This is a genomic window from Paenibacillus sp. FSL K6-2524, assembly GCF_038005525.1.
In the GTDB taxonomy this organism is placed as follows: domain Bacteria; phylum Bacillota; class Bacilli; order Paenibacillales; family Paenibacillaceae; genus Fontibacillus; species Fontibacillus anaericanus.
On record NZ_JBBOSP010000001.1, the window covers coordinates 6123632 to 6137739 of the forward strand.

Consider the following 14108-nt stretch of genomic DNA (forward strand, 5'->3'; position numbering starts at 1 on the left):
CATCCCATCTATAGAAGGGATATATTTATTGACATTGAGAATCATTATCAAATATATTTAAAAAATACATTTCTTGATAGGACAGGGGATACACATGAACACAAAACGAAAGATGTCATTAACCACATTATTCATTTCCGCCCTTCTTGCACTAACGCTAGTTGGTTGTTCTAGTCAGTCCTCCAATTCGACTGCTTCGGTAGATGCCGAAACACCTAAAACAGAAACACCCGCTTCCCAAGATGCAAATGCTGAATATCCGATCGTGATCAAGCATGCTTTTGGCGAAACTGTTATTGAAAGCAAACCTGAACGTGTAGCTACCATACAATGGGCGAATCATGATGTTGTTCTTGCTCTCGGTGTTGTACCTGTAGGTTTCTCGGCGGCGAATTACGGCGTTCAGGATGACAGCGGACTTTTACCTTGGACAGCGGAAAAACTGAAGGAACTTGGCGCAACAAATCCTAATATTTTTCAGGATACAGACGGCCTTGATTTTGAAGCGATCTCCGATTCCGACCCGGATGTCATTCTTGCAGCTTATTCCGGTATTACACAGGAAGACTATGATACGCTTAGCCAAATTGCTCCGGTTGTGGCTTATCAGACCACTGCATGGTCTACCACATGGCGTGAACAAGTCATTAATAATGCAACAGGTATGGGCATGAAAGCGGAGGGTGAACAACTTATCAAGGACACCGAGAAACTCATTCAGGAGAAAGCAAGTGCACATCCTGATATGAAGGGGAAAAAGGTAGTTTGGGCTAACTTCTCGGCTGAGGATATGTCTCAACTTCATATTTATACACCTGCTGATCCCCGCGGATCTTTCCTGATTGAGCTGGGAATGACTTATCCCGAAAGCGTTACGTCGCAGATTACGGATCCAACCGCCTTCTTCATGAATTTAAGCGCCGAGAATGCTGACATCCTTAACGATGCTGATCTTATCATTGGATATGGCGATGAAAGCTTATATCAAGCAGTTAAAGCTGATCCTGTTCTAGGTAAAATTGCTGCGATCCAGAGAGGATCCGTCGTATTTATTGGTAACGGTACACCTTTGGCGGCTTCCGGAAACCCAAATCCACTTTCGATCTCTTATACCATGGATGAATACCTGACATTAATCGACGGAGCTATTGATAAGCTGAATGAATAGTTCATCGTCTTCAAAAAATAAGCTATCCAGCTTGCATACTCCTAGGAATTTTACGACGGTTCTGGTGATTTGTATGATCTTGCTCGGAATATGCATATTTGCATCTCTGGTCTTAGGATCTCGGGTGATGAGTGTTAAAGAACTGATAGACGGTTTATTCCACCCGGATATAGACTCCTTCGAGACAAGCGTGGTGCGCAAGCGGATTTCCCGAACTGTATTCAGTCTACTTTGCGGTGCGGCCCTTGGAGTTTCCGGAGCACTTATGCAAGCAGTCACCCGCAATCCGATTGCAGACCCAAGTATACTGGGAGTTAATACAGGTGCTTCCTTGTTTGTTGTTTGCGGAATTGCATTCTTGAACATAAGCACCGCAAACCAATATATATGGCTGGCATTAGCCGGAGCTGCGATTACTGCAGTGTTCGTATTCGGAATAGGGTCGATGGGACGTGGCGGTGCCACGCCCATTAAGCTTGTTCTCGCGGGGGCTGCCACAAGCGCAGCCCTTTCTTCTCTTGTCACTGCAATCATGATTCCACGCGCTGATGTCATGGATCAATTCAGGTTTTGGCAAGTGGGCAGTGTAGGTTCGGCAACCTGGAATGGTATTGCTACTTTTTCCCCCTTTTTGATTGTCGGAATATTGATAGGGTTTATTACTGCCCCGGCATTAAATGCGCTGGCACTGGGAGATGATGTTGCGACCGGACTGGGCGTTCGAACAGGCGTATTGAGATTTTTCGCAGCTCTTGCGGGTGTTCTTTTATGCGGAGCGACGACTGCGTTGGCAGGCCCTATTGGTTTTATCGGTCTTTTATCAACTCATGTTGTGCGGCTTATTCTTGGACCTAACTTACGTTTTGTTATACCGATGTCAGCTCTAACAGGAGCAATCATTTTGACGATTTCTGATGTAGGCGGCAGGCTTATCGGCGGTACTGGAGAGGTCGAAGTCGGTGTAGTTACAGCGTTTATAGGAGCTCCAATACTCATCATATTAGCTATGAAATCGAAAGTGCGTTCATTATGAAGAATCCATCTATTGATTTTATTATGGCGGGTAGACGTCAAAGACGCCGCCGTTGGCTCCTTGTTACCGGCATCCTTGTGGTGCTTGCTTGCACGCTTTGCATCACTATGCTTTTACTCGGAAACACCATTTATCCAGTTAAAGATGTAATCCGGGCGCTTTCAGGAGAACAGCTCAAGGGCGTGTCTTTTGCGGTTAATACCATACGTCTACCGAGAATGCTGGCAGGTCTTTTTGCCGGATTTGCGTTCGGTCTTGCCGGATACACCTTCCAGACCATGCTGCGTAATCCCCTCGCCAACCCGAATGTAATCGGAATTACTTCCGGCTCAGGTGCGGCGGCTGTTTTTTGCATCATAATACTTCATACAAGCGGGGCTATTATTTCCGTGGCTTCGGTGTTTGCCGGTCTTGCAACAGTGATATTGATTTATTTCTTATCCAGAGGAAAGTCATTCTCGATTGGGCGGTTAATTCTTGTCGGAATAGGCATACAGGCCATGCTTGACGCCGTGATATCCTATCTTCTGCTCATTAGCGCACAACAAGATATTCCTGCAGCACTCAGATGGCTCACGGGCAGCCTCAATGGCTCTCAGATGAAGGAGCTTCCACCTCTTGTCATAACGGTGCTTATCTTTGCTCCTATCGTTATCATGCTGGGCAAACATCTAAATATATTGGAACTTGGAGAACAAGCGGCTTCTTCGCTCGGTGTCGATGCGGATAAGACTAGAATTGCGCTTATTGTGAGTTCCGTCATCATGATTGCTATTGCTACCGCTGTCACGGGTCCAATAGCCTTTGTCTCCTTCCTTTCGGGACCCATCGCAAAAAGGTTAGTTGGAGTCGGCTTCTCAAACGTCATTCCGGCAGGTCTTGTTGGCGTTAATCTGGTTTTGGCGTCAGATCTGATCGGACAGTTTGCTTTTGCATACAGATTCCCTGTGGGTATCATAACCGGATTACTCGGAGCACCTTATCTGATCTTCTTGCTGATCCGAATGAATCGAAAGGGAGAATTATAATGACAGTAACACATACTTTTCAAGCTGAACAATTAGTAGCGGGCTATGATAATAAACCGGTGATCCAGAAAATAAGCCTTGAAATCCCCAGCAATAAAATCAGTGTCATTATTGGTTCAAATGGCTGCGGGAAGTCTACGCTTCTTAAAACACTGGCAAGGCTTATCAAGCCTATATCCGGAAAAGTCACTCTCGATGGGAAGGCAATCGGCAAAATTTCACCCAAACAATTGGCCCGAGTGGTCGGGCTGCTGCCGCAATCGCCCATTGTTCCGGAAGGAATTTCCGTGGCAGATTTGGTTGGGCGGGGGAGATTCCCACACCAGTCATTGTTCAGCGGATGGACCAAAAAGGATTATGAGGCCGTAGCCGAAGCAATGAGAATTATGGATATTACTGAGTTTGCCAACCATAATATTGACGAGCTTTCGGGTGGTCAAAGGCAGCGTGTCTGGATTGCAATGGCTCTAGCGCAACAAACCGACATTCTATTTCTTGATGAACCTACAACCTTTTTAGATATCGCATATCAAGTTGAGATTCTTGACCTACTCACAGACCTTAACCGAACACACGGAACTACGATCGTCATGGTTCTCCATGATATCAACTTGTCCGCACGTTATGCAGACTATATTTTCGCACTTCATAAAGGAACGCTTGTGTCTGAGGGTGTGCCCTCAAAGGTTATAACGAGCTCCTTGGTGAAAGAGATTTTCGGGCTTGATTGCTCAGTGATAGAGGATCCGATCTCAGGTTCTCCTATGGTGGTGCCAAGAGGAAGATATCATGTTAATAAGTGTACTCCTTAAATAAAGGCTATTACCCCAGCTAATTATGATACGGACCACCGTATCACCTTGCCCAGTATCGCATTAACAATCGTCACAAAGTCCTTCTGAGCGATCTCAAAATGACCGTGTCTATTTCGCTGCTCCAAACAATCCTTGTTTCAAGCGGTCTAGCTGCAGAAGATGATGACGGTAGTGCATTTCAACAAGCAGAAACCATTCCTCCGCACACAGTCCACCGAATGACGGATGTGACACTGTATTTTGTTTGAATGCTTTTTCAAGGGTCGGTTCAATCTCCTTCATTCTCTGGATAGCTTTGTGTAACCCTTGAATGAGCTGCTCTTTTCCCTCTGGCTGCTCTGGTGTATATTGGGCAGAAGGCGGAACCTGAATACGAATGGGCGGAAAACTACCTTGAGCAAATACCGCCGCACCAAGCTCGGTCTTTTCCTTTCGAGGTACCTGAGGATCTTCGCTTGGCACCAAGCATTGATCCAGATTACGAAGCTGCATATAAAGCGCGGAGCTAATAAGATGTTGAACCATCTGCCCGATTGACCACTCGTTGTCGCTTGGCTTTTGCTTCAGTTGCTCCATATTGAATTGATCCAGTTCATGAATATAATATATCGCCGTTTCTTCAAAGCGTTGTAATGCTTCCTTTGTTGTAATCATCATACATTAGCTCCCTTAGTTATCTTTTTATCTAAGTATACAAAAACGGTACTGACACCATTATGTCAGTACCGTTTTAACGTTTTTTCCAATTCAGTTCTAACCCGTTGCCTGAAGGATTCCGGCTCCAGTACAACCACTCCGGCTCCCCAGCCAAGCACAAAGTACAGCAATTCATCGGGTTGTCGAACGCGAAAGGTCATCAGCAATCCTTCCGTATGATCCTCTATGGTTTCTAAATAAAAGTTATTAGACTCCCTTACCTTATCGGCAATATCAGGTTGGACAAGGATGCACACAATGACGTTGCGGTCGTCTGAAGGCTGGTATACATCCAAATGAAAATCAGCTGGCTGCTTAAATTGATCCTCCAGATCGATAAGCTCCGTCATCCGGGACAACCGGAAATGACGGATATCTTGGCGCAACTCACAATGTCCGATGAGTACCCATGCCCCTTGATGAAACACAAGTCCATAAGGAGCAACCGTACGAACACTTTGGCGGTTCCCGTCCACTTCGGCAATTCTTTTGGAATAGTGGAAGCTTACTTTCCTTTCCTCCAATATCGCTCGACGAATCGCTTCCAAGTATACCTTCTCTTGTATTCGTACTATATCTTCAGCCAATGTAAACAAACGAAAGCTCTTGCGTATCCGGGAGGCCTCACTGCGGATTGGCTCCGGTAGAATGACTTCAATCTTCCTTCTCGAAGTTCGAGACTTATGGCTATAGTCGGTATCAAACCACTGCTCGATAAAATCTGTCCCGATGAGTAACGTCACAGCCTCTTCCACCGTGAAACTGACCGGTGGTAGGAAATACCCATCCATTAAGGAATATCCCTGACCAGGAGCCCCTATCACAGATACGCCTGCTTCACTCAAAGCCTGAATGTCCCTGTAGATAGTTCTTACGCTAGTTTCAAATTTAGCGGCTAAATCCTCGGCTCGTAACACCTTGTTACGCTGCAGTTCAAGTACAATGGCTAACATACGATCCGTTTTATTCATGTGTCTGCACCCTTCCCGGGAGGTTGTATTATACTGTATTGCTGCCTTAATGGCGCAATTCCTTTATAATGAATTTGTTGTTAGGGATTAAGCCATCTATACTTGAATATATCACTTTTATCCACTTTGCAAAAAGGAAGGATGTACTCCATGATCTATTACATTATCCTGTTTATCGCTGCCGTCATCTATTTCCTTCTGATCTTTCCGACCCAATGGCTTAAGGTGGAACGTGTCAGCTACTCTTGTGGGATTGGAAGCCGCGTTCTTCAAATTAGTGACCTACATGTGGAGAAACTCCGTATTAGTCCGAGAAGATTGACCCGTTTAATTAAAAAAGAAGCTCCAGATTATATTGTTCTCACAGGAGACTTCACTCAAAAATCCCGATATTTATCCAAGGTACAGCGGTATGCTCACGCAATTGCAGGGCCCGGCATTCCTGTGTTTGCCGTATTGGGGAATCATGATCATCGCCTAAAGTTCACTGCTTTTAATCAGCTTATCCGCATTCTTGAGGGCGCAGGCATACAAGTCCTTATCAATCAGTCCATATTGGTTGATAACTTTCAAATTGTTGGCATTGATGATTTTGGCAGCAAGAAAAGCAAGGTTGATAAAGCATTCGCAAACGTCGATCCAAGCAAACCGATTCTAGTCCTCACTCATAACCCCAATCTTGTTCTATCTATTAAACGCAAGTATACCTACTTGATGGCCGGCCATTTCCACGGTATGCAATTCAACGTGCCGTATTTGTTCCAATACATAGATAAAGGTAGGCTAGCAGCCGATGGTATTTACAAAGGAATGCATTCAGGAACCCATGGCACATTCTATATCTCTAAAGGGATTGGTCAGGCTGGTATAAATGCTCGATTCCTTATTCGCAGTGAAGTTACTCTGCATGAACTCTGAGCCCCTGATATCCACCAAACACCATATAAGTTAAGCTTCTCTTATATAGATTTATAGATATCACCAAGCTTAATCCCCGCTATTCAACCTGTTAGGTACATGAAAGGTTACCTTTGTCCCTGTACCTAACGTACTCTTGATATTAAGTCCTTGTCCGAAGTGTCGTTTTAGTCGCTGATCGGTATTAATCAATCCGACGCCCGAACGGCTATCTGCTTTTCTTTCTAATATTCGTTGCAATTGAACCTCGTCTATTCCGCCCCCATCGTCTTCAATTGTTATCTCTGCGTGCGTCTCATAGACAGAAATCCGAATAAGGATCTTTCCTCCACGGCTGCGCTTCATTATGCCATGTCTTATCGAATTTTCAACAAGAGGCTGGATCGAAAGAAATGGAACTTTTATGTCCTCGCATTCGTCTATCTCCCAAATAACCTGTAACCTTTCTTCAAACCGAACCTTTTCAATATATAGATAAGAGCGCACTAGACTTAGCTCTTCTTGGATTGGAACAAGATTATCCATGTTTTGAAATTTAAATTTACTCCTCAACAAATTACTGAACTCATCAAGCAAATCACGCATTTTATTCAAATCAATGTCACTTAAGGCTATTACAGCATTCAACGTATTAAATAAAAAATGAGGTTTTATTTGCGCTTGTAACCATGCAGCTTCTAATCGCAGTTGTTCCCGAACGGATTGTTTAATCGTAATTAGCGCCTCTATACGCGATTTGATTTCTATAGCTTCCACTGGCTTCGTGACATAATCGTTTGCTCCCGCTATAAAACCACTTTGAATATCCTCCGGTCGGCTTCTTGCAGTAAGGAGCAAAACAGGGAGCTCTGTAAGTGTAAACCGCTCACGAATCATTCGTGTCAGCTCATAACCGGACATCAGCGGCATCATAATATCGGAGATGACCAGGTCCCACTTCTTTATGTCCAATGCAGCTAACGCTTCTTTGCCACTCGTTACCATTGTTATATCATATTCGTCTGGTGGTAGTATGGCTTCAAGCACTTGAAGGTTAATAGGATCATCATCAACAATTAATAGGATTGGACGGTCTCGATCCATTTCTAAAAAAGTTGTTGGTTTTGCAGTCATCGGGATATCTGCCTTTACTGCTTTGATCGAAACATGTTCTTGAGTCGGCATGGATTGTAATAGTAACGGTTCAAAAGAGTTCGTCACATCATTCTCTTCCAAGCCTGCTAGCTCTAATGAAAAAGTGAATTTTGAGCCTTCTCCTAAAACAGAGGACACATCTAACGTACCTCCATGAAGCTCAACCAGTTGCTTGCTTATACTCAAACCTAACCCAAAGCCACCCTCAATCATGGTCTCACTCGTGCTAGCTTGCTCGTACGGACGGAATAGGCGCCTAAGCATGTTCTCATCCATTCCAATCCCGGTATCAGTAATAACGATATAAGCTCGTCCGTCCTTTACAAAAGCTTGAATCGAAATGACCCCATCGTTCGAAAATTTCACAGCATTATGAAGTAAATTGAAAACGATCTGAATAACCCGGTTCTCATCCGCATGTACTGGAGAAAAATCTTCAGGAATTTGATTTGCAATTGTTATAGACTTTACTTCTGCATTAAATTGCAGCATATCAAGTACTCCGGTCACAATTGGCTGAATAGATATAACTTTTTTCTGTATACGCGGATTGCCCTCCCGTAAACTCATCACATCAATCAAATCATTTAATATTAATGTCATTCGACGTCCTACAGATAAAACCGTTTCAAGCTCCTTGATGCTCCGTTCCTGCAATAAATGCTGTTCCCTTTTTAAAACGGATTGTGACATGTTAAGAATGCTATGCAGCGGATTTTTAAATTCATGCGATGTGTTTGCCAGAAATTGATCCTTATGGTCATTCATTCTTTGCAAGGTTGCAGCAAGCTCTTTGGTGTTCGCATGCATGATAAAGTAACCCTTAAACCATTCAGAAGCTAAACAACCCATCGCAATAATCATATCGAACGGATAGTAGACAAGACTCAAACCACTATCCAGCAAGATTAACGACCAAAGAGAATGGTTCATCAACGCAAGAAAAGAGAAAAGCAGTAAAAGATTGCTCTTTAATCCTTTGATTACTTTTTTAACCATTGTAATCAACGTGATAACTGCAGCAATACCAACTAATAGATAATAAATCGGAAAGAGCATAATCACTTGAGATGGATCTAAAAAGAAAGTGATGCCGGCAGTCCCTAGATTCATTACTTTATAGACAGGGTACATCCTACGCCAATATAGAAGCTCGCGATGATTCGTACACTGGAGCAAAGCATAGGCTGCAATAACGAAAGCAATATTAGTCAGCCTAAAATCCCAATTAATTCCAATGTAAAATAATTGATGGAACAACTTCTCATCCGTACTAAAGACACTCGTGATCGTTACACATAATGCAAGCAAACTGAAATAAAGCAGCTTCTTTTCCTTATTTCCTAGTAAATACAAAATAAGTGCATAGACAGCATGCATAATAAATATAATCGCTGCCAAAAACTGCATAAAAACGGAAGATTTCATCTCTTTGGCAATGGCTTCTTCTGAACCAAATTTAATGGATCGGACAATGCCCCCGCTTCGACTATCCACATAATTTGCCGCCTGAATGACGAGTTCGATTACACCGTTTTCGTCTGCTGTAAAGGTTGTAGAATAAGGTAGGTCCTTCGAAATATATTCATCCTTTGTTGTCGCCACCTGTCCGGATTTAGTAAGCAATCGACCGTTTACATATAATTCTGATGCAGTGCGTACGCTGGGTACACGAATACTATAATTAAGGTCCTTTTCCTGATTTACATAAAGAAGCAAGCGATAAGAAGCAAATCCGTATGGAGTTGATTTTTCAGTATGCAGAGCTTCATTCCATCTTCCTGGAACCTGAATAAGCCTTGGCTCATTCTCATCTAATGCTTGTTGCCGTCTGCCGTCCATCAACCACTGTGAGGGATAAAACTCCCATTCCCCGTCTAGTAAAACAATATCCCCATCTTCTGCATTCCAACTGCGCAAATCGAATTGCCCGTTTTTAATTAGCTCATGTTTTTGATCATGAAACATTTCCATCCACAAAATGCGCGAACAGGATAAAATAACTAAGAATAGTCCTAGTAATAATAGTATATGACTCATTTTCATTTGGTATTTTCGTGAATGATTTGCCAAGAAGTATTCCTCTCTTCTAAGACATTTATGTAAGTAACTCACAATCCGCCTCAGTGAACATGTAGAGTAACGGATGGTATAGATTTCCTTATGTCTATTATACAGGTATACCTGCTTAGTAGACTTTAGATTTTCAAACGATTTTTCAAACGTAACGACAAAATTTAAGGCCACCCCATCGGGTGGCCTCAGGCTGTCGAGAAAGTCTCGACAGCCTTCTTTATGAATTAATTATTTAAGACGACACCGCGTTAATGTTGTATAATATAGGTAACTATTATAGAACGGATGGTGTTCTGTATGCTACGTTCCAACCGAGAAAAACAACAAGTCTACGAGTTTGTTTCCATAGAAGATTTGGTCCCGCAAGATCATTTGCTGCGCAAAGTAGATAAACATATCGACTTTTCCTTTATCAATGAAAAAGTTCGGCCCTTGTACTGTGCGGATAATGGACGACCCGCGATTGACCCTGTTGTTTTGTTTAAGATGATATTTCTCGGATACTTTTATGGCATTCGTTCCGAACGCCAATTAGAACGTGAAATTCAGACCAATTTAGCTTACCGATGGTTTCTAGGCCTCGGATTAACAGATAAAGTGCCCGACCATACAACTATTAGCTGGAATCGGCGAACTCGGTTTAAAGGTACGAACATTTTTCAGGATATTTTCGATGAGATTGTCTTGCAGGGCATTTCCCACCGGATGGTTGGCGGACGTGTTCTGGTGAGTGACTCTACCCACGTGAAAGCAAATGCGAATAAACACCAGTACACAAAACAGCAAGTGCTGCAAAATACCAAAGATTACGTGGACGAGCTAAACGCCGCCGTTGCAGAAGACCGGAAAGAGCACGGAAAAAAGCCCTAAAACCTAGAGAGGAAGTGACTGAGGACAAAGAAATTAAAGTAAGCAAGACGGATCCGGACAGCGGATATATGATTCGGGATGGCAAACCAGAGGGCTTCTTTTATCTGGACCACCGCACGGTGGATACAAAGTACAATTTTATTACGGACGTGCATGTCACACCGGGAAATGTCCATGATTCTGTTCCCTATTTGTCGCGTTTGGACCGTCAGCGAGAACGTTTTAAATTTGAGGTCGAAGCTGTTGCATTAGATTCAGGTTATTTAACTACGCCAATTTGTCGAGGTTTACAAAGCAGAAATATTTTCGCGGTAATTGCTCACCGAAGATTTCATCCGAAGCAAGGTTTGTTTCCGAAATGGAAATTCACGTTTGATGCAGAGCGAAATATTTACGTCTGCCCTGCAAGCCATGAATTGGGTTACCGAACCACAGATCGCAAGGGTTATCGGCAGTACGCGTCCGATCCAGAGCATTGCAAGAACTGTCCCTTGCTGGACCAATGTACGCAATCCCGAAACCACCGGAAGGTGGTAACCCGACATGTTTGGGAAGACAGCAAGGACTGGGTACGGAATAACCGGCTCAGCAAGTCCGGCAAACAGTTATACCGTAAACGAAAAGAAACGATAGAGCGAAGCTTCGCGGATGCTAAAGAGCTCCATGGGTTTCGCTATTGCCGTTTGCGAGGGCTACCAAACGTCAGAGAACAAGCACTGATGACGGCAGCCGTACAGAATATGAAGAAGATGGCGATCCACCTGGATCGCCTGGAGTACCGGGTTTAAACCCCTAGTTTCCCGATTTTATATCTGCCAAAATAAAAAGAGAAACCCGATGTCATGAAAATGACTGGGTTTCTCGACAAGCTGAGGCCACCCCATCGGGTGGCCTTCTTAAGCGTATTCGGTTATGACTTCAACACATTCCATTAATGCTTCTTTGATTTTTGGCTTATCGAATCCGTTAGCATATTTTCGATTTGCTGAAGAAAGTCCGTAATACTGCAAATGATGATGGACCTTTTACTTAATCGCAAGTTCAGCTTCTCCAGCTTATTGCCAAGCGAGGTCACAAGCTCGGTTACAGAGCCCACTCCCGACACCGCGCCATTGATCTCCGAGCTCGTTCGTTCGATTCCTGTAATAATATGATTGCTGAAATTCTTCACTTCCACCGTAGATTCCGTTACCTGCTTAAAGTCCTGCTGTACATTTTGGGCATATTGATAGTTGTCCTGAATGGTTGCAGTGGTATGGTCAATTCTTCCCTTAAGTGAATCGATGCTTTGATACAGCGCTGTGACGCTATCATCAATGCCATGGACCAATTTGGCAGTGGAGGAGGATAACTTCCTTATTTCATCCGCGACAACGGCAAACCCTCTTCCGGCATCCCCCGCACGGGCAGCCTCGATGGAAGCGTTGAGTGCTAGTAGATTCGTGTTCCTTGCGATATCGGTAATGCTGGCGGACATTTCCTTGATATGCCCGAAGTTTTGCTCCAGCACATGGAACGCATCCGTAATGGAGTGAAGCTGTTCACAAGTTCCATTCAGCTTATCCGATAGGATACCCATCTTATCATCCGCTTGTTTGACAGTGGTATCTGTTTGACTCATTACACCATCAATTTCCTGAACATACTGCCGGAACTGATTGAAGTTAGCATCTAAATTCATGATCATGTCCTGGATGGAGTTAATCTGGGAGTAAGTTGTACCGATCTCATGAATAGATTGGGTCACGATGACTTCTTCGTTCATAAATTCACCGAGTTTCCTCTCGATGTGCATAATACCATAATGAACTTCTTGGTCGTAACCGATTGACGCTTCTGGAATCAATTTCTGCACAGGCTCAATTGCGACCGCCACGTTATCCGTCCCGACATTTTTATATGTTGATTTGAACCATTTCATATGCATCCTACCTCACTATTCGAATACAGCCAAGACCATGGTCTGGTTAAAATGCTGCTGCCCCAACTGCTCTCCATACCCAGCAAATCCAATATAATTACCCAAGGCCGAGCTCATTTCCTTGGCAAAGCCGCTTAGGTATCCATCCCCCTCAAACAGCATAGATCTAGCCAAACAATTGATCATAATAGCCAGCGAAGGGTTAGGAATATCTCTTTTGACAGTTTCGATGGTGGTATGTATAACTTTCTTGTAGTCATCCGGTTCAAGAAGCACCATTTGGGAATTATTATAGACTCTAGCGTGATAAGCCATCCCGTTGTTTGCAGTGACCATCTGGTTAGCAGTGATATACATGTCATTACCGATGATTCTGCCCATGGGATAACTATCTAAGTATTTCGGTAATCCTTCTACCGTGGTATTCAGAGCCTCCGCTACAACTTTGGCGGCAGGCCGGTTGTCGTATTCGTGAACAATCCGGTTTCGTTCATCGACCTTCGTTGCAGTGAAGTAATGGGCTGTCGGTTTATAGATGTTCTCCCGATATAGGTGGATCTTCCCGCCCAGGTTCTTGATGATGACAAAAGCACAGGCATTCCTGTAAATAGTGCCATTAAAAGATATCAATGTTTTCTCTGCTTTACCGTAGTCCCCAGCTGATCCCCCGAACAAGGGAATCTCCTTATCCTCAAGGATGGAATTGAGAGTGGACAGAACCAGTTCCTCGCAGCTTATCAGCGCAGCAGAGATCTCAAAGCATACTGTGTTTTTCGTATCACTGAACTTTTGTACGCATTGTTGAACCCGATCCACATATTTCAGCGGATACCGATTGGCGTCCTCCAGCACGTCGGCGTAGCATTCAATCCCCTCTTCAATCCCCATAACAAGCAAGCTATCCTTATAAGCGCCATCCTTGCAGAAGCCCGCAAAGGTGGTGGAGCCGAGGATAATGCTGTCCTTAAACCGTCCCTTAATTTCTTCGTTATACCCCTCAAAGCACTCCACATCAGAGAAGAACAACAGGAGTTTGGGCGAAACGAGCCCTGCTGCAGCTTCCGATACAGCTTCCTTGAAATCACGTTTCGAGCTTTTACCAACGGAAAACTTCATAAATAGCTCCCTCTAGTAGAAAATATAGTTATCATAACTTATGTATCTATCAATATTAAGGCTAAGTATAAACTCCCTTTCTTTGGCTTACAATTGCCACTTGCGGTAATATTCACAAACTTGGCATGTATCGACATAAATTTGTTGAATCATTTCAAAATTTATTATAATTATGATATCTATTGGAAATAGGTGAGTACAAGATTCTCCGAGCCTTCCTCGACAAAATAATTCGCCGTCCGCTCATTTCCTATGTATCTATAAGCAGTATGAGAAAGTAAACTGAATCGATATATTCACGGTTAATCATAAACGAAAAGACGACCTTCATCCCAAAAAAATGGGAATAAGGGTCGTCTTTT

At 43.5% G+C, this 14108-nt stretch carries 11 protein-coding genes; 6 read left to right on the forward strand and 5 right to left on the reverse strand.

Going from position 1 to position 14108, the window contains the following annotated elements:
* The first annotated feature begins 94 nt into the window (after positions 1 to 94).
* Genes NST85_RS28440 through NST85_RS28455 form a run of 4 tightly spaced genes read left to right on the forward strand, consistent with a single transcriptional unit; the run spans position 95 to position 4041 of the window.
* The gene (locus NST85_RS28440) at positions 95 to 1168 is read left to right on the forward strand and encodes an iron-siderophore ABC transporter substrate-binding protein (protein WP_341190998.1); all 1074 of its coding nucleotides are present in this window, start codon (positions 95 to 97) and stop codon (positions 1166 to 1168) included.
* On the forward strand, positions 1161 to 2201 hold the full coding sequence (locus tag NST85_RS28445) for a FecCD family ABC transporter permease (RefSeq protein WP_341190999.1): 1041 nt from the start codon (positions 1161 to 1163) through the stop codon (positions 2199 to 2201). The genes NST85_RS28440 and NST85_RS28445 overlap by 8 nt, the downstream gene beginning before the upstream one ends.
* Positions 2198 to 3229 (forward strand): FecCD family ABC transporter permease, encoded by a 1032-nt coding sequence (locus tag NST85_RS28450; RefSeq protein WP_341191000.1) that lies wholly within the window; start codon positions 2198 to 2200, stop codon positions 3227 to 3229. The genes NST85_RS28445 and NST85_RS28450 overlap by 4 nt, the downstream gene beginning before the upstream one ends.
* Positions 3229 to 4041: an ABC transporter ATP-binding protein gene (locus NST85_RS28455; protein ID WP_341191001.1), complete on the forward strand. Its 813-nt coding sequence runs from the start codon at positions 3229 to 3231 to the stop codon at positions 4039 to 4041. Before NST85_RS28450 ends, NST85_RS28455 begins: the two co-directional genes overlap by 1 nt.
* 111 nt (positions 4042 to 4152) lie before the next feature.
* On the opposite strand, the gene NST85_RS28460 is transcribed toward NST85_RS28455, so the two are convergent.
* Both NST85_RS28460 and NST85_RS28465 read right to left on the reverse strand, forming a co-directional pair.
* Positions 4153 to 4698 carry a DinB family protein gene (locus tag NST85_RS28460; protein WP_445671191.1) on the reverse strand — a complete coding sequence of 182 codons (546 nt, stop codon included), beginning with the start codon at positions 4696 to 4698 and terminating at the stop codon, positions 4153 to 4155.
* 65 nt (positions 4699 to 4763) lie between these two features.
* Positions 4764 to 5711 (reverse strand): helix-turn-helix transcriptional regulator, encoded by a 948-nt coding sequence (locus NST85_RS28465; protein ID WP_341191002.1) that lies wholly within the window; start codon positions 5709 to 5711, stop codon positions 4764 to 4766.
* A 150-nt stretch (positions 5712 to 5861) separates the two neighbouring features.
* Here NST85_RS28465 and NST85_RS28470 point away from each other — a divergent pair, with 150 nt between their 5' ends.
* Entirely contained in the window at positions 5862 to 6629 is a 768-nt protein-coding gene (locus tag NST85_RS28470; protein WP_341191003.1) for a metallophosphoesterase, read from the forward strand.
* Between the two features lie 69 nt (positions 6630 to 6698).
* Here NST85_RS28470 and NST85_RS28475 read toward each other — a convergent pair whose 3' ends face one another.
* Complete coding sequence (locus NST85_RS28475) at positions 6699 to 9809, reverse strand: hybrid sensor histidine kinase/response regulator (RefSeq protein ID WP_341191004.1); 3111 nt, start codon at positions 9807 to 9809, stop codon at positions 6699 to 6701.
* Positions 9810 to 10136: 327 nt separating this feature from the next.
* Here NST85_RS28475 and NST85_RS28480 point away from each other — a divergent pair.
* A protein-coding gene (locus tag NST85_RS28480; RefSeq protein ID WP_341188322.1) for an IS1182 family transposase occupies positions 10137 to 11497 on the forward strand; the annotation gives its coding sequence in 2 pieces (ribosomal slippage) (positions 10137 to 10707 and positions 10707 to 11497; 1362 coding nt in all).
* Between the two features lie 143 nt (positions 11498 to 11640).
* Here the strand turns inward: NST85_RS28480 and NST85_RS28485 are convergent.
* Positions 11641 to 12630 carry a methyl-accepting chemotaxis protein gene (locus tag NST85_RS28485; protein WP_341191005.1) on the reverse strand — a complete coding sequence of 330 codons (990 nt, stop codon included), beginning with the start codon at positions 12628 to 12630 and terminating at the stop codon, positions 11641 to 11643.
* Positions 12631 to 12645: 15 nt separating this feature from the next.
* Positions 12646 to 13746 carry an FIST signal transduction protein gene (locus tag NST85_RS28490; protein WP_341191006.1) on the reverse strand — a complete coding sequence of 367 codons (1101 nt, stop codon included), beginning with the start codon at positions 13744 to 13746 and terminating at the stop codon, positions 12646 to 12648.
* Positions 13747 to 14108 lie beyond the last annotated feature (362 nt).

What these genes read in the sequence shown, in the direction of transcription:
- NST85_RS28460 (WP_445671191.1), bottom strand. Translation starts at nt 4,698, where the DNA reads ATGATTACAACAAAGGAAGCATTACAACGCTTTGAAGAAACGGCGATA.
- NST85_RS28445 (WP_341190999.1), top strand. Translation starts at nt 1,161, where the DNA reads ATGAATAGTTCATCGTCTTCAAAAAATAAGCTATCCAGCTTGCATACT.
- NST85_RS28440 (WP_341190998.1), top strand. Translation starts at nt 95, where the DNA reads ATGAACACAAAACGAAAGATGTCATTAACCACATTATTCATTTCCGCC.
- NST85_RS28490 (WP_341191006.1), bottom strand. Translation starts at nt 13,746, where the DNA reads ATGAAGTTTTCCGTTGGTAAAAGCTCGAAACGTGATTTCAAGGAAGCT.
- NST85_RS28470 (WP_341191003.1), top strand. Translation starts at nt 5,862, where the DNA reads ATGATCTATTACATTATCCTGTTTATCGCTGCCGTCATCTATTTCCTT.
- NST85_RS28465 (WP_341191002.1), bottom strand. Translation starts at nt 5,711, where the DNA reads ATGAATAAAACGGATCGTATGTTAGCCATTGTACTTGAACTGCAGCGT.
- NST85_RS28455 (WP_341191001.1), top strand. Translation starts at nt 3,229, where the DNA reads ATGACAGTAACACATACTTTTCAAGCTGAACAATTAGTAGCGGGCTAT.
- NST85_RS28475 (WP_341191004.1), bottom strand. Translation starts at nt 9,809, where the DNA reads ATGAAAATGAGTCATATACTATTATTACTAGGACTATTCTTAGTTATT.
- NST85_RS28450 (WP_341191000.1), top strand. Translation starts at nt 2,198, where the DNA reads ATGAAGAATCCATCTATTGATTTTATTATGGCGGGTAGACGTCAAAGA.
- NST85_RS28485 (WP_341191005.1), bottom strand. Translation starts at nt 12,630, where the DNA reads ATGAAATGGTTCAAATCAACATATAAAAATGTCGGGACGGATAACGTG.